The organism is Pseudomonas sp. PSPC3-2 (assembly GCF_049897085.1).
GTDB lineage: Bacteria > Pseudomonadota > Gammaproteobacteria > Pseudomonadales > Pseudomonadaceae > Aquipseudomonas > Aquipseudomonas paraveronii.
The window spans coordinates 717,045-742,692 of the sequence record NZ_JAFCVO010000001.1 but is presented as its reverse complement, the minus strand read 5'-3'; the positions used below and the strand labels follow the sequence as shown (position 1 = coordinate 742,692).

25 protein-coding genes are annotated in these 25,648 nt (G+C 61.5%); 12 read left to right on the top strand and 13 right to left on the bottom strand.

The window, feature by feature from the left end:
• Positions 1-277: 277 nt before the first annotated feature.
• Complete coding sequence (gene mtnA, locus ACP7CJ_RS03445) at positions 278-1,354, bottom strand: S-methyl-5-thioribose-1-phosphate isomerase (RefSeq protein ID WP_426099464.1); 1,077 nt, start codon at positions 1,352-1,354, stop codon at positions 278-280.
• Between the two features lie 109 nt (positions 1,355-1,463).
• On the opposite strand from mtnA, the gene ACP7CJ_RS03440 reads away from it, so the two are divergent.
• The 4 genes from ACP7CJ_RS03440 (at position 1,464) to ACP7CJ_RS03425 (ending at position 5,160) form a co-directional block, all read left to right on the top strand.
• Positions 1,464-2,795: a TRZ/ATZ family hydrolase gene (locus ACP7CJ_RS03440; protein ID WP_426099465.1), complete on the top strand. Its 1,332-nt coding sequence runs from the start codon at positions 1,464-1,466 to the stop codon at positions 2,793-2,795.
• Between the two features lie 62 nt (positions 2,796-2,857).
• Complete coding sequence (gene ubiG / locus ACP7CJ_RS03435; RefSeq protein ID WP_276197123.1) at positions 2,858-3,556, top strand: bifunctional 2-polyprenyl-6-hydroxyphenol methylase/3-demethylubiquinol 3-O-methyltransferase UbiG; 699 nt, start codon at positions 2,858-2,860, stop codon at positions 3,554-3,556.
• Positions 3,557-3,560: 4 nt separating this feature from the next.
• Positions 3,561-4,232 carry an N-acetylmuramic acid 6-phosphate phosphatase MupP gene (gene mupP, locus ACP7CJ_RS03430; RefSeq protein ID WP_276197122.1) on the top strand — a complete coding sequence of 224 codons (672 nt, stop codon included), beginning with the start codon at positions 3,561-3,563 and terminating at the stop codon, positions 4,230-4,232.
• Between the two features lie 187 nt (positions 4,233-4,419).
• Positions 4,420-5,160 carry a YciK family oxidoreductase gene (locus tag ACP7CJ_RS03425; RefSeq protein ID WP_128192170.1) on the top strand — a complete coding sequence of 247 codons (741 nt, stop codon included), beginning with the start codon at positions 4,420-4,422 and terminating at the stop codon, positions 5,158-5,160.
• 130 nt (positions 5,161-5,290) lie between these two features.
• Here the strand turns inward: ACP7CJ_RS03425 and ACP7CJ_RS03420 are convergent, their stop codons facing one another.
• Genes ACP7CJ_RS03420 through ACP7CJ_RS03395 form a run of 6 tightly spaced genes read right to left on the bottom strand, consistent with a single transcriptional unit; the run spans position 5,291 to position 11,470 of the window.
• The gene (locus ACP7CJ_RS03420) at positions 5,291-6,805 is read right to left on the bottom strand and encodes an ABC transporter substrate-binding protein (RefSeq protein WP_276197121.1); all 1,515 of its coding nucleotides are present in this window, start codon (positions 6,803-6,805) and stop codon (positions 5,291-5,293) included.
• A gap of 15 nt (positions 6,806-6,820) precedes the next feature.
• Entirely contained in the window at positions 6,821-7,828 is a 1,008-nt protein-coding gene (locus ACP7CJ_RS03415; RefSeq protein WP_426099466.1) for an ABC transporter ATP-binding protein, read from the bottom strand.
• The gene (locus ACP7CJ_RS03410) at positions 7,825-8,781 is read right to left on the bottom strand and encodes an ABC transporter ATP-binding protein (RefSeq protein WP_426099467.1); all 957 of its coding nucleotides are present in this window, start codon (positions 8,779-8,781) and stop codon (positions 7,825-7,827) included. Before ACP7CJ_RS03410 ends, ACP7CJ_RS03415 begins: the two co-directional genes overlap by 4 nt.
• Positions 8,778-9,635, bottom strand: a complete 858-nt coding sequence (locus tag ACP7CJ_RS03405; protein ID WP_426099469.1) for an ABC transporter permease — start codon at positions 9,633-9,635, stop codon at positions 8,778-8,780. The genes ACP7CJ_RS03410 and ACP7CJ_RS03405 overlap by 4 nt, the downstream gene beginning before the upstream one ends.
• Complete coding sequence (locus ACP7CJ_RS03400; protein WP_426099470.1) at positions 9,632-10,579, bottom strand: ABC transporter permease; 948 nt, start codon at positions 10,577-10,579, stop codon at positions 9,632-9,634. Before ACP7CJ_RS03400 ends, ACP7CJ_RS03405 begins: the two co-directional genes overlap by 4 nt.
• A gap of 3 nt (positions 10,580-10,582) precedes the next feature.
• A complete protein-coding gene (locus tag ACP7CJ_RS03395) occupies positions 10,583-11,470 on the bottom strand; it encodes a proline iminopeptidase-family hydrolase (RefSeq protein WP_276197116.1) in 888 nt (295 codons plus the stop codon).
• A 183-nt stretch (positions 11,471-11,653) separates the two neighbouring features.
• On the opposite strand from ACP7CJ_RS03395, the gene ACP7CJ_RS03390 reads away from it, so the two are divergent.
• Positions 11,654-12,418 carry a LuxR family transcriptional regulator gene (locus ACP7CJ_RS03390; RefSeq protein ID WP_276197115.1) on the top strand — a complete coding sequence of 255 codons (765 nt, stop codon included), beginning with the start codon at positions 11,654-11,656 and terminating at the stop codon, positions 12,416-12,418.
• Between the two features lie 93 nt (positions 12,419-12,511).
• Entirely contained in the window at positions 12,512-13,444 is a 933-nt protein-coding gene (locus ACP7CJ_RS03385) for a proline iminopeptidase-family hydrolase (RefSeq protein ID WP_276197114.1), read from the top strand.
• A 38-nt stretch (positions 13,445-13,482) separates the two neighbouring features.
• On the opposite strand, the gene ACP7CJ_RS03380 is transcribed toward ACP7CJ_RS03385, so the two are convergent.
• Both ACP7CJ_RS03380 and punC read right to left on the bottom strand, forming a co-directional pair.
• Positions 13,483-14,985, bottom strand: coding sequence for a nucleobase:cation symporter-2 family protein (locus tag ACP7CJ_RS03380; RefSeq protein WP_426099471.1), 1,503 nt, complete (start codon positions 14,983-14,985; stop codon positions 13,483-13,485).
• A 309-nt stretch (positions 14,986-15,294) separates the two neighbouring features.
• Positions 15,295-16,479 carry a purine nucleoside transporter PunC gene (punC, locus tag ACP7CJ_RS03375; protein ID WP_426099472.1) on the bottom strand — a complete coding sequence of 395 codons (1,185 nt, stop codon included), beginning with the start codon at positions 16,477-16,479 and terminating at the stop codon, positions 15,295-15,297.
• A gap of 122 nt (positions 16,480-16,601) precedes the next feature.
• Here punC and punR point away from each other — a divergent pair, with 122 nt between their 5' ends.
• Entirely contained in the window at positions 16,602-17,516 is a 915-nt protein-coding gene (gene punR, locus ACP7CJ_RS03370) for a DNA-binding transcriptional activator PunR (protein ID WP_247395832.1), read from the top strand.
• A 116-nt stretch (positions 17,517-17,632) separates the two neighbouring features.
• Here punR and ACP7CJ_RS03365 read toward each other — a convergent pair whose 3' ends face one another.
• Positions 17,633-18,802 carry an aspartate aminotransferase family protein gene (locus ACP7CJ_RS03365; RefSeq protein ID WP_247401556.1) on the bottom strand — a complete coding sequence of 390 codons (1,170 nt, stop codon included), beginning with the start codon at positions 18,800-18,802 and terminating at the stop codon, positions 17,633-17,635.
• A gap of 102 nt (positions 18,803-18,904) precedes the next feature.
• On the opposite strand from ACP7CJ_RS03365, the gene ACP7CJ_RS03360 reads away from it, so the two are divergent.
• Positions 18,905-19,810, top strand: coding sequence for a LysR family transcriptional regulator (locus ACP7CJ_RS03360; protein ID WP_276197111.1), 906 nt, complete (start codon positions 18,905-18,907; stop codon positions 19,808-19,810).
• Here the strand turns inward: ACP7CJ_RS03360 and ACP7CJ_RS03355 are convergent.
• Together ACP7CJ_RS03355 and fabV are read right to left on the bottom strand one after the other, a co-directional pair.
• A complete protein-coding gene (locus ACP7CJ_RS03355; protein WP_426099474.1) occupies positions 19,807-20,430 on the bottom strand; it encodes an HAD family hydrolase in 624 nt (207 codons plus the stop codon). The genes ACP7CJ_RS03360 and ACP7CJ_RS03355 overlap by 4 nt on opposite strands.
• Before the next feature lie 159 nt (positions 20,431-20,589).
• A complete protein-coding gene (fabV, locus tag ACP7CJ_RS03350) occupies positions 20,590-21,783 on the bottom strand; it encodes an enoyl-ACP reductase FabV (RefSeq protein ID WP_276197109.1) in 1,194 nt (397 codons plus the stop codon).
• A gap of 320 nt (positions 21,784-22,103) precedes the next feature.
• On the opposite strand from fabV, the gene ACP7CJ_RS03345 reads away from it, so the two are divergent.
• From ACP7CJ_RS03345 to ACP7CJ_RS03330, 4 genes are all read left to right on the top strand, one after another.
• On the top strand, positions 22,104-22,928 hold the full coding sequence (locus ACP7CJ_RS03345) for an aspartyl/asparaginyl beta-hydroxylase domain-containing protein (RefSeq protein ID WP_276197108.1): 825 nt from the start codon (positions 22,104-22,106) through the stop codon (positions 22,926-22,928).
• 151 nt (positions 22,929-23,079) lie between these two features.
• Positions 23,080-24,453 (top strand): nucleotide 5'-monophosphate nucleosidase PpnN, encoded by a 1,374-nt coding sequence (ppnN, locus tag ACP7CJ_RS03340; protein ID WP_426099475.1) that lies wholly within the window; start codon positions 23,080-23,082, stop codon positions 24,451-24,453.
• 111 nt (positions 24,454-24,564) lie between these two features.
• Complete coding sequence (locus ACP7CJ_RS03335; protein WP_276197106.1) at positions 24,565-24,879, top strand: AbrB/MazE/SpoVT family DNA-binding domain-containing protein; 315 nt, start codon at positions 24,565-24,567, stop codon at positions 24,877-24,879.
• Complete coding sequence (locus ACP7CJ_RS03330; RefSeq protein ID WP_276197105.1) at positions 24,876-25,271, top strand: PIN domain-containing protein; 396 nt, start codon at positions 24,876-24,878, stop codon at positions 25,269-25,271. The genes ACP7CJ_RS03335 and ACP7CJ_RS03330 overlap by 4 nt, the downstream gene beginning before the upstream one ends.
• Positions 25,272-25,278: 7 nt before the next feature.
• Here the strand turns inward: ACP7CJ_RS03330 and ACP7CJ_RS03325 are convergent, their stop codons facing one another.
• Positions 25,279-25,608 carry a hypothetical protein gene (locus tag ACP7CJ_RS03325; RefSeq protein ID WP_276197104.1) on the bottom strand — a complete coding sequence of 110 codons (330 nt, stop codon included), beginning with the start codon at positions 25,606-25,608 and terminating at the stop codon, positions 25,279-25,281.
• Between the last annotated feature and the right edge of the window lie 40 nt (positions 25,609-25,648).

Here is a 25,648-nt window from a genome sequence, read left to right as displayed (position 1 = left end):
GGGGCGGCCCTGGAAACCGCCGGATGTTATCACAATCGCCGCCACGCACCTATCCCCCTGACGGGCATGGAGCGTAGTAAGTTGACGGATGACAGGCTTGAGGACGACGAGAGGGCCTCAGAGCTAGGGTGGTGCTGTTTTTGCGGTGCAGATCCGAAGGATTTATGGCCTTTTAACGCCAATCGGCAGCAAGCCCCCTCCCACACTCCAATTGTGAACACCGTCAAAATGTGGAAGGGGCATGCCCCCGATAGCAATCTGGCAGGCACCAACGCCCTCAATGCAGCCGCTTACGGCACATCAACTGGGCGATTTTGGCGGTGTCCGGCCGTTCGACAATGCCCTTTTCAGTCACGATCACATCGATCAAGTCGGCCGGGGTCACGTCAAATACCGGGTTGAAGGCATTCACATCGGCGGCGAAGCGCTGGCCGGCGACTTCCAGCAACTCGCCCGCATCGCGCTCTTCCAGGGCCACGTCGTCGCCCGCAGCCATCATCAGGTCCAGGGTCGAACTCGGCGCCACCACCATGAAACGCACGCCATGGTGCATGGCGCACACCGCCAATTGATAGGTGCCGATCTTGCCGATCACATCACCATTGGCCGCAATGCAGTCGGCGCCGACGATCACCCAGGTCACGCCCTTGGTCTTGAGGATATGCGCGCCCGCCGAGTCAGCGTTGACCGTGACAGGGATGCCCTCGCCCGACAGTTCCCAGGCGGTCAGCCGCGAACCTTGCAGCCAGGGCCGGGTTTCGTTGGCGTAGACCTGCTCGACCAATCCCTCCAGAAAGGCAGCACGAATCACCCCGAGGGCCGTACCGAACCCTCCCGTCGCCAGGGCGCCGGCGTTGCCGTGGGTCAGGATCGCCTGAGCGTTGCCCTGGTGCTTGCGAATCCGCTCGACGCCCAACTGGGCCATGACGAGGTTGGCTTCGCGGTCGCTTTCATGGATCGCAATCGCTTCGGCTTCCAGCATAGCCAGCGAATTGGCGTGTTTCTTGAGGCGGTCCAGGCGGTCGCGCATGCGTTTGAGGGCCCAGAACAGGTTCGCAGCGGTCGGGCGAGTATCGGCCAGAAGTGCGTAGTCTTCTTCCCATGCGGCCTGCCAATCGCCGCCTTCGGCGATCCGTTCGCGGGCGGCGAGTACCAGGCCGTAGGCTGCACTGATGCCGATGGCCGAGGCGCCGCGCACGACCATCGAACGAATCGCCGTGGCCACCTCCTCGACCGTGGTGCAGATCACCCAGCTTTCCCGGGACGGCAAAACACGCTGGTCGAGCAGGTGCAGTGCGCCATCGCGCCAATCGATGGCCTTCACTTTCTCCGCAGCCAACAGTCGATCGCGCATCCCTCACCCCGCACTCATGAACAAAAGCCGCCGATTATAGCGATCCGCCAGCCAGGACGCTCGGGTATACTTCGCCCTTCTTTTATAGCTGCCCGGGAAGAAGCCTGCGATGACCTCCACTGCCGCCCCGCTCGACTTATTGCTACTGCCGACGTGGCTGGTACCTGTCGAACCCGCCGGCGTGGTGCTCAAAGAGCATGGCCTGGGCATCCGCGATGGGCGCATTGCCTTTATCGGCCCACGGGCCGCGGCGTTGAAACTTTCCGCCGGCGAAGTGCGCGAGCTGCCGGGCATGCTGCTCAGCCCCGGCCTGATCAACGCCCATGGCCACGCGGCGATGAGCCTGTTTCGCGGAATGGCCGATGACCTGCCGCTGATGACCTGGCTGGAAAAGCACATCTGGCCCGCGGAGGCCAAGTGGGTCGATGAAGCCTTCGTGCGCGACGGCACCGACCTGGCCATCGCCGAACAGCTCAAGGGTGGCATTACCTGCTTCTCGGACATGTACTTCTACCCCAAGATTGCCAGTGACTGCGTCCACAACAGCGGGATGCGCGCGCAGATCGCCATTCCGATCCTCGACTTCCCGATTCCCGGCGCCAGCACCGCCGATGAGGCGATTCGCCAGGGCATCGAGCTGTTCGGCGACCTCAAGCATCACCCGCGCATCAAGATCACCTTCGGCCCCCACGCGCCCTACACCGTGAGCGATGCCAACCTGGAAAAGATCCGGGTGATCGCCGAGGAGCTGGACGCCGCGATCCATATGCATGTGCACGAAACCGCGCTTGAGGTACAACAGGCTGTCGAGCGGACCGGCGAACGCCCGTTGGCGCGCCTCGGTCGCCTCGGCCTGCTGGGCCCACGCTTCCAGGCCGTTCACATGACCCAAATCAGCGAGGACGACCTGGCTTTGCTGGTAGAAAGCAACACCAGCGTCATCCATTGCCCGGAATCGAACCTGAAACTGGCCAGCGGCTTCTGCCCGGTGGAGCGTCTGTGGCAGGCTGGCGTCAATGTGGCCATCGGCACCGACGGCGCCGCCAGCAATAATGACCTCGACCTGCTGGGCGAAACCCGCACCGCGGCGATGCTGGCCAAGGCCGTCGCCGGCTCGGCTACCGCCCTGGATGCCCACCGCGCCTTGCGCATGGCGACGCTCAACGGTGCCCGTGCCATGGGCCAGGAGAGCGAGATTGGCTCGCTGGAGGTCGGCAAAGCGGCCGATATCGTCGCCTTTGATCTTTCAGGGTTGGCGCAACAACCGATCTACGATCCGGTCTCACAGCTTATATATGCCACCGGACGCGATTGCGTGAAACACCTTTGGGTCGCCGGCAAGCAGTTGCTCGACAACCGGCAATTGACCCGCATGGATGAACAACAGTTGACCGCCACGGCCATTGCCTGGGGCCAGCGCATCAGCGGGCACCGCGAATAACGCCGGTCCTGAACCCGTGTTCAGGGCCGACAAACCGATTTATCAGATTTAGAGGAACCACCATGAGCAACGTCGACCACGCCGAAATCGCCAAATTCGAAGCCCTGGCCCACCGCTGGTGGGACCGCGAAAGCGAGTTCAAACCCCTGCACGACATCAACCCGCTGCGGGTCAACTGGATTGACGAGCGCATCAACCTGGCCGGCAAGAAGGTGCTGGACGTCGGTTGCGGCGGCGGCATCCTCAGCGAAGCCATGGCTCAGCGCGGCGCTACCGTGATGGGCATCGACATGGGCGAAGCGCCGTTGGCCGTGGCCCAGTTGCATCAGCTGGAATCCGGGGTGAGTGTCGAATACCGCCAGATCACCGCCGAAGCCCTGGCCGAGGAGATGCCCGAGCAGTTCGACGTGATCACCTGCCTGGAAATGCTCGAACACGTGCCGGACCCGTCTTCGGTGATCCGCGCCTGCTTCCGCATGGTCAAGCCCGGCGGCCAGGTGTTCTTCTCCACCATCAACCGCAACCCCAAGGCCTACCTGTTCGCGATCATCGGCGCCGAATACATCATGAAGCTGCTGCCGCGCGGCACCCACGACTTCAAGAAATTCATCCGTCCGTCCGAGCTGGGCGCCTGGAGCCGTCAGGCCGGGCTGACCGTCAAGGACATCATCGGCCTGACCTACAACCCGCTGACCAAGCACTACAAGCTGGCCAGCGACGTCGACGTCAACTACATGATCCAGACCCTGCGCGAGGAGTAAGCCTGTGAAGTTGCGAGCGGTTCTCTTCGACATGGACGGTACCCTGCTGGACACCGCGCCGGACTTTATCGCCATCTGCCAGGCCATGCGCGCCGACCGCAACCTGGCACCGATCAACGACCAGCATATCCGCGATGAAATCTCCGGCGGCGCACGGGCGATGGTCGCCGTGACGTTCTCGATGGACCCCGAATCCCCAGGTTTTGAAGAACTGCGCCTGGAGTTCCTCGAGCGCTATCTCAAGGGCTGCGCGATCCACAGCGTGCTGTTCGACGGCATGGCCGAGCTGCTGGAAGACATCGAAAAGTCCAAGCTGATCTGGGGCGTGGTCACCAACAAACCGCTGCGTTTTGCCGAGCCGATCATGCAGCAGTTGGGCCTGGCCGAGCGCTCGGCACTGCTGATCTGCCCGGACCATGTGACACACAGCAAGCCGCACCCGGAGCCGCTGATCCTGGCGTGCCAGATGCTCAACCTGGACCCAGCCAGCGTGCTGTTTGTCGGCGATGACCTGCGCGACATCGAGTCCGGCCGCGACGCCGGAACCCGCACGGCGGCGGTCACCTATGGCTACATCCACCCGGACGACAACCCGCGTCACTGGGGCGCGGATGTGGTGGTGGACCACCCGCTGGAATTGCGCAAGGTGCTGGATAACGCGCTGTGCAGTTGCTGATGGTCTACCGGTCTTGCTGACCTATGAAGATCCAATGTGGGAGGGGGCTTGCTCCCGATTGCAGTGTGTCATTCAACACATTCATTGACTGAACCACCGCAATCGGGAGCAAGCCCCCTCCCACAGGGGATCTTCAGTGTTTTCCAGCTCCGTGTTGGTCACCTACTGAATTTTGTCGAGGCTATTTATGTTTGATTACTCTGCACGTCCCGAACTGCTAAAAGGCCGCGTCATCCTGGTGACCGGTGCCGGTCGCGGGATTGGCGCGGCGGCGGCGAAAACCTATGCCGCCCATGGCGCGACCGTGCTGTTGCTGGGCAAGACCGAAGCCAACCTGGCCCAGGTGTACGACGAGATCGAAGCCGCCGGCCACCCGCAACCCGTGGTGATCCCGTTCAACCTGGAGACGGCCCTGCCCCATCAGTACGATGAGCTGGCGGCGATGATCGAAAAGGAGTTCGGCCACCTCGACGGCCTGCTGCACAACGCCTCGATCATCGGCCCACGCACGCCGATCGAGCAGCTATCCGGTGAGAACTTCATGCGGGTGATGCACATCAACGTCAACGCGATGTTCATGCTGACCAGCACGCTGTTGCCGCTGCTCAAGCTGTCCCAGGACGCCTCGGTGGTATTCACCTCCAGCAGCGTCGGGCGCAAGGGCCGGGCGTATTGGGGGGCCTATGGCGTGTCGAAATTCGCCACCGAAGGCCTGATGCAAACCCTGGCTGACGAGCTCGACACCGTTGCGCCGGTAAGGGCCAACAGCATCAACCCCGGCGCCACGCGCACCAGCATGCGGGCCCAGGCCTATCCGGGGGAAAACCCGGCCGACAACCCGGCGCCGGAAGACATCATGCCGGTGTACTTGTACCTGATGGGGCCGGACAGTACCGGGATCAACGGACAGGCGTTCGACGCGCAGTAACCGCTGACACAACCGGAATAAAATGTGGGAGGGGGCTTGCCCCCGATGGCAGGGTGTCAGTCACTGTATCTGTGACTGACCCACCGCTATCGGGGGCAAGCCCCCTCCCACATTTATTTAGCAGTGTTCTTTAGTTTTTCACCACGTCCTCGAGGGTGAAACGGCCCAGCGGGTTTTGCAGGAAGTTGCTCACATTCTTGCGTGAGATGTTGATGTACGGGCTGTAGTACAGGTCGATCCAGTTCACATCCTGTTTCGCCAGTTTCTGCAGTTCGACATACATCTGCTCACGCTTGGCCGGGTCGGCCTCGATACGCGCCGCCGTCACCAACGCCTTGACCTTGTCGTTCTTGTAGCGGGTCATGTAGTTCTGGTTGGTGTCGTGGCCCAGTACGAAGGTGGTCTTCTGGTCCGGGTCGAGGATGTCGTTGGTCCAGTACATCACCGAAATATCGTACTCACCGTCCACCAGCATCTGCCAGCTTTGGGTCGGGTCGACTTTCTGCAGGTTGGCCGTCACGCCGACCTTGGCCAACTGGTCCTTGATGATCACCGCAATCTGCTCGTCGGCTTCGTTGCCAGCGTTGACCACGTAGTTCAGCTTCAAGTCCTTGGCACCGGCATCGGCCAGCAGTTTCTTCGCGGCGGTTGGGTCATACGGGCGTTGCAGGTTGTTGGCGTAGTGGTACAGCGAGCCTTTGGGGATGTAGGAATAGGCCACGGTGCCTTGACCGTAAGTGGCCGTCTTCACCAGCGATTGTTTATCGATGGCCATGTCCAGCGCCTGGCGAACTTCCGGTTTGGCCAGCAGGCCGTGCTCATGGTTGATCAACAGGTGATCTTCACGGGTGGACGGGTCGGAATGGATCACCACGTTTTTGTCTTTTTTCAGCTCTTCAACCCGCGAGAACGGCACGAAGATCGCCGTGTCCAGTTCGTTGTTCTGCACCATGCGCATGCGCGTGTTGTCGTCGGTCACCGAGACCCACTCCACGCCATCCAGGCTGACGTTCTTGGCCTGCCAGAAGTTCGGGTTTTTCTTCAGGATCACCCGATCGCCCTTGCGCCATTCGTCCACGGTGAACGCACCGGAGGTCACCGGGTTTTGCGCGTAGGCGTCTTCGCCCATTTTGGTCATGGCCTTTTCCGACAGGATCGACACCGTCGGCGACGCCAGTTGCGAGAGGAAGGCCACCGCCGGGGTCTTCAGCGTAACCACCAGGGTCTGCGGGTCGGCGGCCTTGGCCGTGTCGATCAGGCTGAATGGGTCGCTCCACAGCGAGGCCTTGTTGTCGCGGATGCGCAACAGGCTGAACGCCGCATCCTCTGCCGTGATCGGCGTGCCATCCGAGAACTTCGCCGCACGCAGCTTGAAGGTGTAGGTCAGGCCGTCCTTGGAAATCTCCCAGTTTTCTGCCAGCCCCGGCTCCATCTTGGTGCCCAGGTTATCCACGCGTACCAGGGTGTCGTAGACGTTGGCGAATACCCAGGTGTCGCGGTTTTGCGCGCTTTTGATCGGGTCGAACGTGGTGCTGTCTTCACGGCAACCGATGGTGAGGACACCGGCGGCCTGGGCAAGACCGGCGGTCAGCGACCAGGCGGTCAATGTCGCGGCGGCGAGCAACTTCAAGTGGTGTGATTGCATGTCATAACTCCTTGTTTATAACGGCGGTTGTTCAAGAATGGCAGGGGTGGGCTGAAGCAAAGGTTCTTCAAGCACGCAACTGTACCGATGCTCGTGCAGGAAACGAGTAGGCGGCAATACCACGGAACACAGGGTTTGGGCATACCGGCAACGCGGGTGAAACGCACAGCCTGTAGGCAAGTTCAGCGGGCTCGGTGGCTCGCCGGGTAACAGTTCTGTGGGCAACGGCCGATGCGGATCGATCTCGGGAATCGCCTGGATCAGCGCCGCCGTATACGGATGACGCGGTGAGGTGAAGACCGCTTCCACCGGCCCCTCCTCGACGATCTTGCCCAGGTACATCACCGCTACCCGGTCACACAGGCGGCGCACGATGGCCAGGTCATGGGCGATAAACAGGATCGCCAGGTTCATGCGCTGTTGCAGTTCCAGCAACAGGTTGATGATCTGGCCCTGGATCGATACATCCAGGGCCGCCACGCACTCATCGGCAATGATCAAGCGCGGTTCCACCGCCAGCGCCCGGGCGATGCCGACCCGCTGGCACTGGCCGCCGCTGAGGGAGCCGGGCTTACGAGCGGCCAATTCAGGGCGCAGGCCGACCAGCTCGAGTAACTCGTCGACACGCCGCGCGATCTGCTGCGGCGCGACTTTGCGCTGTACCCGTAACACTTCGGCAAGGGTTTCGCCGACCGTGTGGCGTGGGTTGAGCGCGGCATACGGGTCCTGGAAGATCATCGCGGTTTCATGGCGCAGGCGGGCGATGTCGATGGCGCTGCCGTGTGCCATGTCGATGCCGTCGAACAGCACCTGCCCGGCGCTGATCGGGTTGAGGTGCAAAATCGCCCGGCCAAGGCTGCTTTTGCCGCTGCCGGATTCGCCCACCAGGCCCAGGGTCTCGCCCGCCGCGAGGTTCAGCGACACACCGTTGACCGCCCTCACCCACTGCTTGTTCAGGCCGAACATGCCGCTGCCGGACGCGGCAAACCGCACCTCCAAGTCCTTGATCTGCAACAGGCTCATGGGCGACCTCCCAACGGATAGTGACAGGCCACCCGCGCACCTTCCGGCAACACTTCGGCACACCCGCTGCCGACCTGCGGACAACGCGGGTGGAAGCGGCATCCGGCGGGCAACGCATCCAGCAATGGCGGCTGACCCGCGATGGTGCGCAGCAAGGCGTGGCCGCTGCTGTGGGCCGGCTGGCAGTCGATCAGGCCCGCGGTATACGGGTGCCGGGGATGGGCGAGCAGCTCGTATTTACTGCCGTGCTCGCACAGGCGCCCGGCGTACATCACCGCGATGGCGTCGCAGGTTTGCGCCACCACGCCGAGGTCGTGGGTGATCATGATGATCGACAGACCGCGCTGGTCGCGCAGGTCGAGCAACAGCCGCAGGATTTGCGCTTGCACGGTCACATCGAGGGCCGTGGTGGGTTCGTCGGCAATTAGCACTCTCGGGTTGCAGCCCAATGCCACGGCGATCATGGCGCGCTGGCGCATGCCGCCGGAAAACTCATGGGGGTAGTTGTCGACCCGTGCCTGGGGATCGGGAATGCCCACTTGGCGCAATACCTCGATGGCTTGCCGGCGCGCGTCTTTTTTCGACGCCTCTTGATGCAGGCGAATGCCCTCGGCGATCTGCTCGCCGATGCGCATCAGCGGGTCGAGGTGACTGCTGGGGTTCTGGAAAATCATGCCCAATTGCCCGCCGCGTATTGCGCGCATGCCCGCGTCGTCCAGTTGCAGCAAGTCCTGGCCGGCCAGACGCACCGCCCCGCCCTGCACGCGCAGGTTGGGCGACGGCAACAGACGTATCAGCCCGCGACAGGCCATGGTCTTGCCCGAACCGCTTTCGCCCACCAGGCCGAGGATTTCGCCTTCGGCCAAGTCGAAGGAGACGCGGTCGACCAGGGTCACCTCGCGCCCGGCATTGTTGGCAATTACGCTCAGATCGCGCACTTGAAGCAGGCTCATGCGCGCGCTCCCAGCACTTGCGCCACGCCATCGGCCAGCAGGCTGAAGCCCATGGCCAAAGTCACGATGGCCAGGCCCGGGAAGGTGCAGATCCACCAGGCAGTGGTGATAAAGGCTTGCCCTTCGGCGACCATCGTCCCCCACTCGGCGGTCGGCGGTTGCACGCCCAGGCCCAGGTAACTCACGGCCGCGCCATTGAGCAGCACCAGCACCGCGTCAGACATGGAAAACACAATCGAGCCAAACATCGCATTCGGCAGCAAATGCCGGAACAGAATGCGCCCGTGACCAAAGCCGAGGCTTTTCGCCGCCAGGGCGAAGTCACTTTCCTTGAGCACCAGGATCTGCGAACGGATCAACCGCGCATACGACACCCAGCCCACCAGTGCCATGGCGATATAGAAACTCTTCAAGCCCGGACCGAGGATGGCCATGATTGCCAGCATCAACACCAGGAACGGGAACGCCAGGATCACGTCGATGATGCGCATGCAGACGCTGTCGAAACGCCCGCCGATATAGCCGGAGACCGCGCCGATAAAGGTGCCGATCATGAGCGGGAAGATCACCCCGACAATCGCCAATTGCAGATCGATGCGTGCGCCCCAGATCACCCGCGAGAGAATGTCGCGACCGTAGTTATCCGTACCGAGGGGATGGCCCAGACTCGGCCCGAGCAAGCTCATATCGGTGTTCTGCGCAATCGGGTCGAACGGCGCGATCCACGGCGCAAATAGCGCCAGGCCTAGCCACGTCAACAGAATCAGTAAGCCCCACGCGGCGGTCAGCCGACCGTCGCGAAAGCCAAAGCGCAGGCGCAAGCGCCATGGGGCAATCAGCGGACGGCTGCTCATTGCATCTTCACCCGCGGGTCGAGGGCGACGGTCACTACATCCGCCACGAAGTTGACCAGCACCGTCGCACAGGCCAGCACCATGGCCACGCCCTGCACCACCATGTAGTCGCGGGTAAAGATGCCGCGCACCAGCAACTGGCCGATGCCGGGAATGGCGAACAGGCTTTCGATGACCACCGTGCCGCTGATCAGCCAACCGATATTCACCGCCAGCAGGTTGACCGCCGGCACCAGGGAATTGGGCAGTACATGCCGGCGAAACACCGCCGCTTCCGACAACCCGCGCGCCCGGGCGGCGGTGACATAGTCCGCCTGCAACTCCATCAACATGCTCGCCCGCAGGTTGCGCACCAGCACCGCCGACAGGGCTAGGGCAATGGTCAGGCACGGCAGGACCATATGGTGCGCCTTGTCCAGCCAGGTGCGACCGTAGCCGGACACCGGAAACAGACCCCATTGCACACTGAACAGCAGGATCAGCATCAACCCCAGCCAAAATGCCGGCATGCCCAGGCCGACGGTGGTGAACACGCGGATCAGGTTGTCCGCCCAGCCGCCTTTGTGACGCGCCGCGACGGTGGCCAGCGGCACTGCAATCAGCAGCGCCAGCAGCACACTGCCGAGCACCAGCACCAGAGTCGGCTCGATACGGGTGACGATCAGCTTCAACGCATCGACCTTGTACAGCAGCGACTGGCCGAGGTCGCCTTTGAGTAGGTTTTTCAGGAAGTAAAAATATTGCAGCCACAGGGGCTGGTCGAGTCCGAACTGTGCGCGGATCTTCAGTAACGCATCCGGCGTGCTGCGCGAGCCGAGCAGCGCGCGCGCCGGGTCACCGGGAATCGAGCGCACCAGCACGAAGGTGATCAGGCTGATGCCAAACAGCACCGGCAGCAATTGCAGCGGCCGGGACAGCACGAAACGGTAGCGCGCCAGGTTCATCCGTCAGCCTCGGTGACGCGCGAGGAAGTCCAGCAGTACCGGAAAGTACGCCTGGGGTTCTTCATAAAAGGGCATATGACTGCTGTTGGGGAACACATGCAGCTCGGCGTGCCGGGCGGCCTGCTTCATGCGCAGGGCGCAGGCCGGGGTGAGTTCGTCGTGCTGGCCTGTGGTGATGAGCATCGGCATGTTGAAGTCGGCCATCTCGGCGATGCGGTTCCAGTCCTTGAGGTTGCCGATATACAGAAATTCGTTGGGGCCCTGCATGGTTTCGTAGGGGCCCATGTTCCAGTCGTCGAGGGAGCGCCGGAGCGGCGCCGGCCATTCGTCCAGGCGGCACACGTGGCGGTAGGTGAGCAAGGTGATCGCGGCCTGGTACTGCGGGTGATCCAGCGTGCCCATCGCTTCATGGCGCTGCATCATCGCCACGGTTTCGCTGCCGAGGGCGCCGCGCAGGCGTTCAAGCTCCCGGGAAAGGTGCGGAATGTCGCCGACGGTGTTTTCCAGGATCAGGCTTTTCAGCGCATCGGGGTAACGGATGGCGTATTCGATGCCCAGCCAGCCGCCCCAGGAATGCCCGAGCAGATGCACACGGCCCAGGCCCAGGGTTTGGCGCACGGTTTCGACTTCTTCGACATAACGGCCGATTTCCCACAGGGAAACATCGGTCGGTCTGGCTGAAGCACCGGTGCCAAGCTGGTCGAATGCAACCACTCGCAGGTCATGCTCTTTGAGCCAGCCATGGGCGTCGCGCAAGTAGTCACACGGCAGCCCCGGCCCGCCGTTGAGGCACAACAGCACCTCATCGCCTGCGCCAAAGCTGTAGACCATGAGGTCATGGCCATCGACTTGCACGGTGTACTGCTGGTCGGGGGCAATTTCACGCCACATCCATACATTCCTTGTGTTGTATCAGCCTGGCGGGGTGCGGCCGCTTATGAGGCCAACACTACCGAGGATGCCGTGCATCCATAACCTAGTATTTCTTATAGGTTTGGCCTGGCAGTCCTTCGCCGGGGCGTGGCATTCTACTTGCAGGAAGTCGAGATTCAAATGAATTCGGGAGCAGAACGGATGCTGGCCAAGCTAACTGCCTTCAATCACCGTCTCATGCCGGGCAGGAGCCTGGATGAGCAGATGGACAATACGTTTATCCTCGCCCAACAGCTGGGTTTCGATGCGCTGGTGTATGACTATTCGCCGGTGCCCATCGACCTCAACGGTGCACTGATCACACCTTCGGTGCTGCAACTGCGCAACACCCCTTCCGATTGGCACGCCTTATGGTGCAGCGAAGGGTTTTACCAGATCGATCCGGTGCAGCACCTGGCCTTGAGCACGGTGTCGCCGTTTGTCTGGTCCTACGAGGCCAAGGCGCAAACCGCGCTGCAGAAGATCATCGACCCGTGCCACGCCCCTGTCTCGTCTTACCTGCATGATCAGCAACTGACCTGCGGCGTCAGCGTGCCGATTCATCTGCCCCGGGGCGGCTTCGCATCGTTGACCGGCTTGCGAACCGGCAAGGCGCACACGGTGCTGGAGGATGCGCAGCAAACCTTGTCGGATTTCAACCTGATTTCCCATGCTTTGCAGGAAGCGGCCTACCCGCTGTTCAGCAATGAACTACGCACCTACCCACATATCCGTCTGACCAAACGCGAGCGCGAGTGCCTGAAATGGGCCGCCGACGGCCTGACCGCCGCCGAAATCGCCACGCAACTGAGCCGCTCACTGGCGGTAGTCACCCTGCATCTCGCCTCGGCGATGCACAAACTGGGGGCAAAAAATCGCGTACAGGCCGTGGTGCGCGCCACCCATTACCGCTTGCTGGAGGGTTGACCCCTCGGCAAAACCTAGCTGTTTTGCTAGTTACCTAAACGTTCCGTGCCGATTATCGTGTCCTGATCCTTTTTTTTCAAAGCAGGGTACGAAATGGAATTCATCGAGAAAGTCCGCGAAGGGTATGCGCCCTTCGGCCCCTATCAGACCTGGTACCGCATCACCGGCGACCTGACCTCCGGCCGTACACCGCTGGTGATCATCCACGGCGGTCCCGGCTGCACCCATGATTATGTCGACGCCTTCAAGGACGTTGCCGCCAGTGGCCATGCCGTCATTCACTACGACCAACTGGGCAACGGCCGCTCCACCCATTTGCCCGACAAAGACCCGTCCTTCTGGACTGTCAGCCTGTTCCTCGACGAACTGAACAACCTGCTGGACCACCTGCACATCAGCCAGAACTACGCAATTCTCGGGCAATCCTGGGGCGGCATGCTCGGCAGCGAACATGCGATTCTGCAACCCAAGGGCCTGCGTGCGTTTATCCCGGCCAACTCGCCCACCTGCATGCGCACCTGGGTCAGCGAAGCCAACCGCCTGCGTAAGCTGCTGCCCGAAGGCGTGGATGAAACCCTGCTCAAGCATGAAGCCGCCGGCACCTACCAAGACCCAGAGTATCTCGCCGCCTCGCGAATGTTCTACGACCAGCACGTCTGCCGGGTCAACCCATGGCCGGACGAGGTCGCGCGCACCTTCGCCCAGGTCGATGCAGACCCGACCGTGTACCACGCCATGAGCGGCCCGACCGAGTTTCATGTGATCGGCAGCTTAAAGGACTGGAACGTGATTGGCCGTTTGTCGGCAATCAAGGTACCGACCCTGGTGATCTCCGGCCGGCATGACGAAGCCACACCGTTGGTGGTCAAGCCGTTTCTGGATGAAATCGCGGATGTGCGCTGGGCGCTGTTTGAAGACTCCAGCCACATGCCCCATGTGGAAGAGCGCCAGGCGTGCATGGGGACCGTGGTGAAGTTTCTGGACGAGGCGTGTTCTGTGCCGCACAAAGCCCTTAAGGCTGGCTGAGGTCCACTGTGGGAGCGAGTTTGCTCGCTCCCACCCATTCAGGCCTCGCTGGTCTCGGCCTTCGGCGCTTTTTTCAACACCTCGGCCAGCAGCGGAATCTCCTTCCCCTCGGCATCAAACAGCTTGCCACCCCTGAAGTAATCGCCTTCGCGCAAGACTGCCACGTCCTGGAAACACAGGCTGCGCTCAGTCCCCGCCACAAACACCGACTGCTGGTCCGAGTTGCCGGCAGTGAAGTGGTTGAACGCCAGGTTCAGCAGAATCGCCATGATCGCCGACGAACTGATGCCCGAATGAAAAATGGTCGCGAACCAGCCGGGAAAGTGATCATAGAAATTCGGCGCGGCAATGGGGATCATGCCGAAGCCGATCGAGGTGGCAACGATGATCAGGTTCATGTTGTTGCGGTAATCCACCTTGGACAAGGTGCGAATGCCACTCGCCGCCACGGTGCCGAACAATACAATCCCGGCACCGCCCAATACCGAGGTCGGCACTGCCGCAATCACCCGCCCCATAAACGGCAGCAGGCCGAGGATGACCAGGAACACCCCGCCCGTCGCGACCACAAACCGACTTTTCACCCCAGTAACCGCGACCAGGCCTACGTTCTGGGCGAACGCGCTCTGGGTAAACGAACCAAAAATCGGCGCAAACACGCTCGACAGCATGTCGGCACGCAAGCCGTTACCCAGGCGTTTGGAGTCGACTTTGGTGTCGATGATCTCGCCCACGGCCAGGATGTCCGCCGAGGTCTCCACCAGCGTCACCATCACCACAATGCACATGGAAATGATCGCCGCCACATGGAAGGTCGGCACGCCGAAATGAAAGGGCGCAGGGAAGCCGAACATCGGCCCCTGGCTCACGCCGGAAAAGTCCGCCATGCCGAGGAACACCGCAATCACGGTGCCGATCACCATCGCCAACAGGATTGATAACCGCGAGATCGCCGCGCTGCCGATTTTGCTCAGCAACAACACCAGCACCAGCGTCAGCGCGGCCAGGCCAACATTCGCCATGCTGCCGAAATCCGCCGCGCGGCTGTTGCCGCCCATGGCCCAGCGCGCGGCCACCGGCATCAGGGTCAGGCCGATGGTCGTGATCACAATGCCGGTCACCAACGGCGGGAAAAACCGGGTGATCCGCGAGAACACCGGCGTGATCAGTAGCCCGATAAACGACGCAGCCATCACCGCGCCGAGAATCGCCGGCACCCCACCGGCGCCATCACTGCCGACAATCGCCACCATCGTCGCCACCCCGGAAAACGACACCCCCTGCACCAGCGGCAACTGACAGCCAAAGAACGGCAGGCCAAGGGTTTGCAACAGCGTGGCCAGGCCGCCGGCAAACAGCGACGCGGCGATCAACAGGCCAATATCCGCCGGCGACAACCCGGCCGCCTGGCCAATAATCAACGGCACGGCAACGATGCCGCCATACATAGTGAGCACATGCTGCAGGCCGTAAGCCATGTTGGCGGCGACGCCGAGATTCTCATCTTCGGGCCGTTGCGGTGACGCCTTCGGGATAGTCATGGTGAGCGGGTCTCTGTTTTTGTTGTGGGGCCACTGTATGCAATACCGAGACCATATGTCCATAGAGTTGTATACAATCAACCGAACAAGATCCCATCCCACGGCGTTACAAAAACCGCAATCGCACGTCGACGACCACGCTGAATCTGGACGTGACGTTCCAGGGCATATCGCTCAAGACGCTGAAGAAAGCGCAAACACATGTGGGCGTTGGCTTGCCTGCGATGCAGACAACGCGGCGCATCAGGTTCACCGAGCCGCTGCCAGCGCAGGCAAGCCAGTGCCCACATGCTGGAATGCATAGTCAACTCAAGCGTTTTCCAGCTGCGAATGATCGGTTTTCGGCCGCGCCAGCCAATAGCCCAGCACCGCCAGCGGTGCGGTCGCCAGCATCACCATCACGGTGATCAGCAGCGGCTGCTCGAGCATTGACGACACCAACAGGCTGCTGAGAAAACACAGGCCCAGTTGCAGGGTATTTTGCAGCGCCGCCGCCTTGCCGGAGTTTTCCGCAAACGGCATCAGCGCATTCGCCACCACGATGGGGTAACTGGCACCGTTGACCAGGGCCATCAGGCAGAACGGAATCAGCAAGGTGGTCAGGGTCGGCACGCTCAAGGTGGCGACCAGGTACAACGCGAGCATGCTGATGCAGTAGACCACCAGCAGCCAGGGCAACAGCGTCTTGCCCTGGAACCGCTGCAAAGCGCTGCGGCAACTGTAACCACCGATCAGGAACGCGAGGGTCGGCAGCACATAACTCAGGCCAATGTCATTCGGGCTGTAGCCCATGTCGCCCAGGATGAACGGCGAGGCGGTCAACCAGGCGAAGAAACTGGCGGAGCAGGCGGCAAAGATCATGACGTTGCCGGTGAACACGCGCGAGCCGAGCAACTGCCCATAACCGAGGCGCGTAGGTTCGCCCTCCTCCGCCAGCCGTTTCGGCGCAGTGCGCAGGAATAGAGTCGGCAGCAGCAACAGCAGCGACACCCCCAGCAACACCGCGAAAATCGCCTGCCAACCAAAGTGATTCAACACCATGGCGCCCAGCAGTGGCGCCAGGGCCGGCGATAACGACATCAGCGGCATGATGCTGGCAAACACGCGGTGAGCCTTATCGGCCGGGTAGCGGTCAATCACCAGCGCCTGCCAACTCACAGCAGCGGAACACACGCCAATCGCCTGGATAAAGCGCAGTGCCAGCAACTGCGCTGCGGTCTCGACCCAGAACATGCCGATACAACCCAGCACGAACAGGCTCAGGCCCGTGAGCAGGATCGGTTTGCGCCCCAGTCGGTCAGACAACGGCCCCCACAACAACTGCCCCACGGCAAAGCCGGCGAGGAAAATACTCAAGCTGGCGCCCACTGCGCCCGCGCCGATCTGTAATTGCTCGCCCATGGCGCCGAACGCCGGCAAGTACATGTCCATGGCGAGATAACCGAGCATGCTCAGCCCCGCCAGGTACCAGGTGAAACCAAAAGAATTTTTCATTGAAGCCTTGTAGATCTTGCCATCAAACAATTTGCTGACTACTAACCATTATGAAGCTGACAATTTCTCTGTGAAGCGATAATAATTGGACACTTCTATCAATTAATTTGAAGGCAGCCGCCATGTGGTCCGAATATTCCCTGGATGTGGTCGATGCCGTCGCACGCCATGGCAGCTTCAGCGCCGCCGCCCAGGAATTGCACCGGGTGCCGTCAGCCATCAGCTACACGGTGCGTCAGTTGGAAGAATGGCTGGCCGTGCCCCTATTTGTGCGGCGCCATCGTGACGTAGAGCTCACCCCCGCCGGCCGTCTATTTATAGACGAAGCCCGTAGCGTGATGAAAACCATGCTCGGCACACGGCGCCTATGCCAGCAAGTGGCCAATGGCTGGAGCGGCCAGTTGAAGGTCGCAGTGGACTCCATCGTCAAGCCGCAGCGCTGCCGGCAGTTGGTGCTGGATTTCTATCGGCAGTTCCCAGACGTGGAATTGCTGCTGGAGTACGAGGTGTACAACGGCGTGTGGGATGCCCTCGCCGATGAGCGCACCGACATCGTGATCGGCGCCACCAGCGCGGTGCCGGTGGCGAGTCACTTCACGTTTCGCGATATGGGCCTGTTGAACTGGTTGTGTGTGGTCAGCGCGAAACACCCGCTGGCGGCGCTGGACGGTTTGCTCAGTGACGATCAACTGCGCCCGTTCGCGTCCCTGTGCATGACCGACACGTCGCGCAACCTGCCCAAGCGCGATACCTGGACCCTGGACAACCAGCGCCGTCTGGTAGTGCCGAACTGGGCCTCGGCCATTGACTGCCTGCGCGACGGTCTGTGCGTCGGCATGGCGCCGGCGCATCAGGTGTTGCCGTGGATCGAACGTGGAGAGTTGGTCGCGCTGCAACTGCGCCGGCCGTTCCCGGCCAGCCCGTCGTGCGTGGCGTGGGCGCAGAACAAACTGTCCCCGGCGATGAGTTGGTTGCTGGAATACCTGGGGGATAGCGAGACGATGAACCAAGAGTGGTTGAATGGGAGTGACCTCTGAAGATCAGCGGAATCCCTTGTGGAAGGGGGCTTGCTCCCGATCGCTGTGTCAGTCGGCCAATCTGCAACTGACACACCGCCCTCGGGGGCAAGCCCCCTCCCACAGGGGCTCTCATTTCAATCCAGCAAGCGGGTGATGGCCCGCACGATCATGTCTACCTCCTTGGCCTCCAGGGTCAGCGGTGGCAGCAGGCGAATCACCTTACCCCGGGTCACGTTGATCAGCAGCCCGTGCTCCTGGGCGGCGCGCAGGGCCAGGTCGCGATAAGGGCTGGCCAATTCGATCCCGATCATCAAGCCTTGCCCACGAATCGCCAGGACCTGCGGGTGCTCACTCAATTCCACCCGCAGCCGCGCCAGCAAGCGTTCGCCTTGTTGCGCGGCGTTCTGTAACAGGCCTTGCGCCTCGATAATGTCCAGCACGGTGCAACCTACGCGGCAGGCCAATGGGTTACCGCCGAAGGTGCTGCCGTGACTGCCCGGCGTGAACAACTCGGCCACGGCGGTCCTGGCCAGACAAGCGCCGATGGGCACGCCGTTGCCGAGGCCTTTGGCCAGGGTCATCACGTCCGGCACGATGCCCTCGTGCTGGAAGGCAAACCAGGCGCCGGTGCGGCCGATGCCGGTCTGGATTTCATCGAGCATCATCAGCCAACCGTGGCGCGTGCAGTGAGCGCGCAGGGCCTTCAGGTAACCGGCTGGCGCCATCTGCACCCCGCTTTCGCCCTGGATCGGTTCCAGCAAGACCGCCGCAATGCGCGTGCCAAACGCTCGCGTGATCGCCTCCAGCGCCGCCAGGTCGCCAAAGCCGACCTTGAGAAAATCCCCCGGCAAGCGCTGGAACCCCAAGCGGACCGAGGGCCCGTCGCTGGCCGCCATGGTGCCCAGCGTGCGGCCGTGGAAAGCGTTCTCCATCACCACCACCAACGGCACCTCAATGCCCTTTTTCCAGCCGTGCAGCCGCGCCAGTTTTAGCGCGGTCTCGTTGGCCTCGGCGCCGGAGTTGTTGAAGAACGCGCGATCCAGCCCGGACAGTTGGGTCAGACGCAGGGCCAAGCGTTGTTGCCAATCGATGCTGTAGAGGTTGGAGGTGTGCAATAGCAACCCAGCCTGTTCGCTGATGGCAGCCACCAGTTTCGGATGCGAGTGGCCGACGTTGGTCACGGCCACGCCTGCCACGGCGTCCAGGTATTCGCGGCCCTGCTGGTCCCACAGGCGCGTGCCCAGGCCACGCACAAAGCTCAAGGCCAAGGGTTGGTAAGTGGTCATCAGGCAAGCGGCGGTCATGGTGGCAAGCTCCAGTGCAGGTTGGGATGGGGACAGTATCGTTAGCCACCCAAGCTGGATAAACTGCGCTTTCATGCAATGACTTTAAACCAGGGTTTGATAATGGACCTGTTCCAGGCGATGTCGGTGTACGTAAAGGTGGTCGAGACCGGCAGCATGACCGCCGCGGCCCAGGCCTGCGGGATGTCGACCACCATGGTCGGCAACCACTTGCGCGCCCTGGAGCAACGCCTGGGGGTCAGCCTGCTCAAGCGCACCACGCGCAAGCAAAGCCTCACCGAATTCGGCGGGCAGTATTACCAGCGCTGCCTCGAAGTGCTGGGGCTGGTGGCCGACTCCGAGCAATTGGCCGAACAGGCCCACAGCGACGTGCCCAAGGGCACCCTGCGCATCACCGCACCGCCCGCCTTCGGCACCGAACGCCTGGCGCCGGCCTTGAGCGAATTCTCCCAGCGTTACCCGCTGATCAAGTTATACGTGGTGCTCAGTAATCAGCGCATGGACCTGGTCGACAGCGGCTTTGACGTGGCCATCCGCCTGGGCGAGTTGGAACCCTCAAGCCTGATCGCCCGGCCCCTGCAGGACTACACCATCACCCTGTGCGCCGCGCCGGATTACCTGGCGCGACGCGGCACGCCGCAAACGCCGGAAGATCTGCAACAGCACGACTGCCTGGCATTCGCCTACCCCTCAAGCGACGATTGGCGTAACGCCGACAAACTGTGGCGCATGAGCGGCGCGGACGGCGAAGTGGAGATCCCCGTGTCCGGCTCGCTGACCATCAACAGCTCGCAAGCCCTGCGCCAGGCGGCGGTGCAAGGCATGGGCATCGTCATGCTGCCCGATGCCCTGGTGCAGCCCGACCTGCAGAGCGGGAAGCTGGAGGCATTACTGACCACCTATCAACTGCCCTGCCGCCCCATGCATCTGCTGTACGGGCAGGATCGTTATCGCCTGCCTAAACTACGGGCTTTCGTGGATTTCGCCCTGGAGAAGTGGGCGCGCTAAAAGCCCACGCCCAATTCGCGCAGTCGCTCAGCGGTACGCTCGGCGCAAACGTGGTGAATGCCTTGCCAGCCCAGGGCAATGGCCGCGTCGATGTTGCCCGCGACATCATCGATAAACACCACTTCGCTAGGCTGGATATCCGGCAGGTGAGCGCGCACCTGGCCGAGGCTGGCGTGATAAATCGCTGCGTCGGGCTTGATCAGCTTCAACTCGCCGGAAACCACAATGTCGCGAAAACACTGCAGGAACGGGTAGTTGGCCCGCGCATAGGGGAACGTCTCGGCCGACCAGTTGGTGAGCCCGAACAGCGGCATGTCGGCGTGATGCAGCGCCCTGAGAATAGCCACGCCCTCCGACAATGGCCCGCGCAGCATTTCATGCCAGCGGTCGTAGTAGGCCTTGATCAAGGTTTCGTGATGGGGGTATTGCGCGATCAGGCTGCGCGTCGCCTCGGCCAGGGTGCGCCCGGCGTCTTGCTCGGTGTTCCAGGCCTGGGTGCAGATGTTCTCGAGGAACCATTGCCGTTCCTCTTCATCGGCGATCAGCTTGCGGTACAGGTGCTGCGGGCTCCAATCGAACAGAACACCGCCAAAATCAAAAACGACTGCACGAATCGTCATCAGATCCTCCGTTAGCGTGAGTTGATAGCGGACGGAGTCTGGCAGATCGAGGGCGGCAGCGGGAGCGCGATGGAGTGTAGGAAGACTCCGAAATAGGGAGGCTTATGCAGAACCAATGTGGGGCGGGTTTGCCCGCCCCCACATTTTTTTCGAACGTACTTAGGCTTGGACCAGGCCGTTGATCTTCACGGTCGGATTCACGTCAGCCTCGTAGTCCACGCCGTCGATCTCAAAACCGAACAAGCGCAGGAACTCAGCCTTGTAGCCGGCAAAATCGCTGATTTCGTTGACGTTGTCGTCGGTGACTTGGTTCCACAGCGCGGCCACGGCGTCCTGGACTTTCGGCTCCAGCTCGGCCAGGTCGGCACGCAGGCGGCCGTCGGCGTCGAGCGTCGGCTCGCGGCCGTACAGGCTGTCCTTGAACAGGCCATAGACCTGCTCGATGCAACCTTCGTGGGTGCCCTGCTCTTTCATCACTTTGAACAGCAACGACAGGTACAGCGGCATGATCGGGATCGCGGAGCTGGCCTGGGTGACCACTGCCTTGAGCACCGACACCCGGGCGTCGCCCTTCAGTGCGGCCAGGTTGTCGCGCAGGGTCAGGACTTTTTTGTCCAAGTCCTTCTTGGCTTCGCCGATGGAACCGTTCCAGTAGATATCCTGGGTCAGCTTCTCGCCGAGGTAAGTGAATGCCGTGGTCTTGGCGCCTTCGGCCAACACGTCCGCATCACGCAGGGCGTCGATCCACAACTGCCAGTCTTCGCCGCCCATGACTTTCACGGTGCCGTCGATTTCTTCCTGGGTGGCTGGCTCAAGGGTGGTGTCGACGACGACGCCCTTGTCGGTGTTGATTCCGCGCAGGGTCACGGCTTTGCCGATCGGCTTGAGGGTGGAGTTGTGCACCACGCCCTGCGGGTCAGTCCTGCGTGGCGCGGCCAGGCTGTAGACCACCAGGTCGATCTTGCCCAGGTCTTTCTTGATGGTCTCGATGGTCAGGCGCTTGATCTCGTCGGAGAACGCGTCGCCATTGATGCTCTTGGCGTACAGGCCTTTTTCGACGGCAAACTTCTCAAACGCGGCGCTGTTGTACCAGCCGGCGGAGCTCAGCTTGCCTTCTTCGCCTTCTTTCTCAAAAAACACGCCCAGGGTATCGGCGCCGCAGCCAAACGCGGCACTGATGCGCGCGGCCAGGCCATAACCGGTGGAAGCACCGAGGACCAGCACCTTTTTCGGGCCGCCTTCGATGACGCCGTGTTGAGTCACGTAGTCGATCTGTTCCTTGACGTTCGCTTCACAGCCAACAGGGTGAGCGGTCACACAGATAAAGCCACGAACCCGCGGTTTGATGATCATAAAATTTCTGCCTCTTCCAAGGTGCCGAAGGCCAATGGTGGCCATTCAACGTAATCGTACCGGTCTATGACGTCCAAAAAACCGAAGCGTCACGATAGTCGCAAATCTTCTGTTTACAAAATCCAATCCAAAACTCGCCGAATAAGCCTCGTCTTGGGTGAAAAACCGTGTCAATTCTTCACAATTTCGCAATATTTAACACGCCCATCTAGCTGAGAACGCCTTATCATGACGGGGTTATTTCAATATGTTTCGCCACCCCACCACTCGCAGCCACGGACCTGGATCTGTCGAATGGCGTCCAGCTGGAGCTGAGTTTCATGAACAAGTCTGCCTTACGCAAAAAAGCCGTGTCGATCGCCTGGGCACTCGGCGTTTTGCTGATTATTTACCTCTTCCCCCTGACCACCGTGGTGTTCCTCGGCCTGGTACTGGTCTGCGGGGTCTATGATTTCCTGCGCAACGGTCTGTATGACGGCGACACGTTCAAGAAATATTTCATCGGCAGCGGCCGCAATACCTGGCTGCTGGCACCGTTCAACACCCTGTTCGACCTGCTGAGCAACCGCAACCGCCACGTCTACACGATGCGCGACCTGCCGCCCGCCTGGCGTGAAGACCTGCAACAGGTGATCGACGACGCCATGGCCCACAAGGATGAAATCATCGGCTACCTGGACGAGCGCATGGCCGAAAAGAAACGCGGCATGCTGTTTTTCCAATGGTACGGCCGACCGATCGAAACCACCCTGGATATCCCGGAGCTGCGCAAGAAGTTGCCGTTCGTGAAGACCATCGGCGTGTCGGTGTTCAACGAAAACCGCTCGACGTCCTTCCACTTCGGCCCACTGCGCATGATGTTCCGGGTGCTCTACAACATGGCCCCGGCGCCCCACCACGAGGGCGTGTACATCCAAGTGGGCAAGCACAAACATTACTGGCACGACGATCCGCTGTTTATTTTCGATGACACGCTGATGCATGCATCCTTCAACAAGAACGACGCCAAACGCTACTGCCTGTTCATTGATATCGTGCGGCCGACCGTGTTGCCCTCCGTCCTCAATGCCGTGATCGCAGGTTTTGCAGGCGTGGTGTTCACGCTGCGGCGGTTTTTCTACAAAAACTGGAAGCTGATTCAGTAGGTTCTGCGGCATGATGGTGCTGGACGGTGTTTGCGCCCTGCCCGCGAGGCGGCCAGAATAACCGTCTCGTGCGACCGAATTCGGCGCCCACCATTCTCAAGCCATCGCGCCACCCTGAAGGGCGCGGTGGCTGCGTTTTCAAGGAATCAGAATGCCCCAACGTCAAGTCATCAATGCCTCCGTCAGCCCCAAGGGCAGCCTCGAAACACTCTCCCAGCGTGAAGTCCAGCAACTGAGCGAAGCCGGCTCCGGCAGCATCTATACCCTGTTCCGCCAGTGCGCCCTGGCCATCCTCAACACCGGCGCACACATCGACAACGCCAAGACCATCCTCGACGCCTATAAAGACTTTGAAGTGCGTATCCACCAGCAGGATCGCGGCGTGCGCCTGGAACTGCTGAACGCGCCGGCCGACGCCTTCGTCGATGGCGAAATGATCGCCAGTACCCGTGAAATGCTGTTCAGCGCGCTGCGCGACATCGTCTACACCGAGAACGAACTGGACAGCCAACGCATCGACCTGAGCAACTCCCAGGGCATCACCGACTACGTGTTCCACCTGTTGCGCAACGCCCGCACGCTGCGCCCGGGTGTCGAGCCGAAGATCGTGGTGTGCTGGGGTGGGCACTCGATCAACACCGAAGAATACAAATACACCAAGAAAGTCGGCCACGAACTGGGCCTGCGCAGCCTCGACATATGCACAGGCTGCGGTCCCGGCGTGATGAAAGGCCCGATGAAGGGCGCGACTATTTCCCACGCCAAGCAACGCATCAGCGGCGGGCGCTACCTGGGCCTGACCGAGCCGGGCATCATCGCCGCCGAAGCGCCGAACCCGATCGTCAATGAGCTGGTGATCCTGCCGGACATCGAGAAGCGCCTGGAAGCCTTCGTGCGCGTCGGCCACGGCATCATCATCTTCCCGGGCGGCGCCGGCACGGCGGAAGAGTTCCTCTACTTACTCGGCATCCTGATGCACCCGGACAACCGCGACGTGCCGTTCCCGGTCATCCTCACCGGGCCAAAACACGCGGCGCCGTACCTGCAACAGTTGCACGCATTCGTCGGCGCCACGCTGGGCGAAGCGGCGCAGGCGCACTACCAGATCATCATCGACGATCCAGCCGAAGTGGCCCGCCAGATGACCGCCGGGCTCAAGGCCGTGAAGCAGTTCCGCCGCGAGCGCAACGATGCGTTCCACTTCAACTGGCTGTTGAAGATCGACGAAGGCTTCCAGCGCCCGTTCGACCCGACCCACGAAAACATGGCCAGCCTGCAACTGAGTCACGCGCTGCCGCCCCATGAACTGGCGGCCAACCTGCGTCGCGCGTTCTCGGGGATCGTGGCGGGCAACGTCAAGGACAAGGGCATTCGCCTGATCGAACAGAACGGCCCTTACGAGATCCATGGCGACCCGGCCATCATGAAGCCACTGGATGAACTGCTCCAGTCGTTCGTCGCCCAGCACCGCATGAAGTTGCCGGGCGGCGCGGCGTATGTGCCGTGCTACCGCGTGGTGCAGTAAGTCAGCCCACACATGCTGTAGCGCTTTAACCTTGTGTTCAGGCTTGTCGGCGGGAAGCGTCGGGCTATCGTTTTTACGAAGCCCGACTGACCCACACCCGAGGAGCGACCTATGGACCAACGGATCTTGTTCTCCCACACTCCTTACCCTAAGGTAAGGAGCATCACGCTGGAGACCTTCAACATGGCGACCGCCACGCTTACTTCAAAAGGACAAATCACCATCCCCGTCCAAGTCAGGACCGCCCTGGGCCTGGAAACGGGAGACCGGGTCGAATTCGTCGAAATGGAAGACGGCAAATTTTCCATTATTGCCGCGAGCAAAACCGTTCACGACCTCAAGGGGTTGATCAGCAAGCCTGCCCAGGCCATCTCCATCGAGGACATGAACCGCGCCATTGCGGCACAGGGAGCAAAAGCCCAATGATCGGCCTGGATACCAATGTGCTGGTGCGCTATGTCACTCAGGATGATCCGGTCCAATCCGCCAAGGCGTCCGAGCTGATCGAATCCCTCACCACCCTGTCGCCAGGCTTTGTCAGCCTGGTGTCGGTGGTGGAGTTGGTATGGGTTTTACAAAGTTGCTATCAGTGCGCCAAGAGCGACGTGGTGACGGTGCTGGAAACGCTGCTGCGTACCCGTGAATTGATCATCGAACATGCCGAGATCGTCTGGCAGGCGCTCCGGCGGTTCTCGGCAAACAAAGCCGATTTCGCCGACTGTTTGATCGCGCGCTGCGCCCACGCAGCCGGCTGCGAGTACACCGCCACCTTTGACCTCGACGCGGCCAAGGCCCCGGGCATGAAGCGATTGGCCTGAGCGGGGTTCAGCGAACCCAGCCACCATGCTGCCAGTGGTAACCATCATTTCGCTGCACCCAGTGCGGATGCACATAGCGGTAGCCCTCACGCACCGCCTCCCAATGGCCATGTACAGCCACATAGCGTCCACCTTCCCAACGCCAATACCCGCGTGACCATACATAACCTTCGCGTACAACCGGCTCGACTTCGATCACTTGCATCGGCGGCGGTTGTGGGGCGACCACTTCGACGTACTCACGTTGCACCGGTCGCCGCTCATGCACGACACGCTCTTGCACACAGCCGGATGCCGCGACGACCATGGCCACCAATGCTGCATAACGTAGCAACATATAAACCCCTCGGGCGCTAACGCCCAACACCTGCATCAGT

Bases quoted from the DNA above. Each gene is read 5' to 3' on its own strand.
- mtnA (WP_426099464.1), bottom strand. From the start codon at position 1,354: ATGCGCGATCGACTGTTGGCTGCGGAGAAAGTGAAGGCCATCGATTGG.
- ACP7CJ_RS03440 (WP_426099465.1), top strand. From the start codon at position 1,464: ATGACCTCCACTGCCGCCCCGCTCGACTTATTGCTACTGCCGACGTGG.
- ubiG (WP_276197123.1), top strand. From the start codon at position 2,858: ATGAGCAACGTCGACCACGCCGAAATCGCCAAATTCGAAGCCCTGGCC.
- ACP7CJ_RS03425 (WP_128192170.1), top strand. From the start codon at position 4,420: ATGTTTGATTACTCTGCACGTCCCGAACTGCTAAAAGGCCGCGTCATC.
- ACP7CJ_RS03420 (WP_276197121.1), bottom strand. From the start codon at position 6,805: ATGCAATCACACCACTTGAAGTTGCTCGCCGCCGCGACATTGACCGCC.
- ACP7CJ_RS03415 (WP_426099466.1), bottom strand. From the start codon at position 7,828: ATGAGCCTGTTGCAGATCAAGGACTTGGAGGTGCGGTTTGCCGCGTCC.
- ACP7CJ_RS03410 (WP_426099467.1), bottom strand. From the start codon at position 8,781: ATGAGCCTGCTTCAAGTGCGCGATCTGAGCGTAATTGCCAACAATGCC.
- ACP7CJ_RS03405 (WP_426099469.1), bottom strand. From the start codon at position 9,635: ATGAGCAGCCGTCCGCTGATTGCCCCATGGCGCTTGCGCCTGCGCTTT.
- ACP7CJ_RS03400 (WP_426099470.1), bottom strand. From the start codon at position 10,579: ATGAACCTGGCGCGCTACCGTTTCGTGCTGTCCCGGCCGCTGCAATTG.
- ACP7CJ_RS03395 (WP_276197116.1), bottom strand. From the start codon at position 11,470: ATGTGGCGTGAAATTGCCCCCGACCAGCAGTACACCGTGCAAGTCGAT.
- ACP7CJ_RS03390 (WP_276197115.1), top strand. From the start codon at position 11,654: ATGCTGGCCAAGCTAACTGCCTTCAATCACCGTCTCATGCCGGGCAGG.
- ACP7CJ_RS03385 (WP_276197114.1), top strand. From the start codon at position 12,512: ATGGAATTCATCGAGAAAGTCCGCGAAGGGTATGCGCCCTTCGGCCCC.
- ACP7CJ_RS03380 (WP_426099471.1), bottom strand. From the start codon at position 14,985: ATGACTATCCCGAAGGCGTCACCGCAACGGCCCGAAGATGAGAATCTC.
- punC (WP_426099472.1), bottom strand. From the start codon at position 16,479: ATGAAAAATTCTTTTGGTTTCACCTGGTACCTGGCGGGGCTGAGCATG.
- punR (WP_247395832.1), top strand. From the start codon at position 16,602: ATGTGGTCCGAATATTCCCTGGATGTGGTCGATGCCGTCGCACGCCAT.
- ACP7CJ_RS03365 (WP_247401556.1), bottom strand. From the start codon at position 18,802: ATGACCGCCGCTTGCCTGATGACCACTTACCAACCCTTGGCCTTGAGC.
- ACP7CJ_RS03360 (WP_276197111.1), top strand. From the start codon at position 18,905: ATGGACCTGTTCCAGGCGATGTCGGTGTACGTAAAGGTGGTCGAGACC.
- ACP7CJ_RS03355 (WP_426099474.1), bottom strand. From the start codon at position 20,430: ATGACGATTCGTGCAGTCGTTTTTGATTTTGGCGGTGTTCTGTTCGAT.
- fabV (WP_276197109.1), bottom strand. From the start codon at position 21,783: ATGATCATCAAACCGCGGGTTCGTGGCTTTATCTGTGTGACCGCTCAC.
- ACP7CJ_RS03345 (WP_276197108.1), top strand. From the start codon at position 22,104: ATGAACAAGTCTGCCTTACGCAAAAAAGCCGTGTCGATCGCCTGGGCA.
- ppnN (WP_426099475.1), top strand. From the start codon at position 23,080: ATGCCCCAACGTCAAGTCATCAATGCCTCCGTCAGCCCCAAGGGCAGC.
- ACP7CJ_RS03335 (WP_276197106.1), top strand. From the start codon at position 24,565: ATGGACCAACGGATCTTGTTCTCCCACACTCCTTACCCTAAGGTAAGG.
- ACP7CJ_RS03330 (WP_276197105.1), top strand. From the start codon at position 24,876: ATGATCGGCCTGGATACCAATGTGCTGGTGCGCTATGTCACTCAGGAT.
- ACP7CJ_RS03325 (WP_276197104.1), bottom strand. From the start codon at position 25,608: ATGTTGCTACGTTATGCAGCATTGGTGGCCATGGTCGTCGCGGCATCC.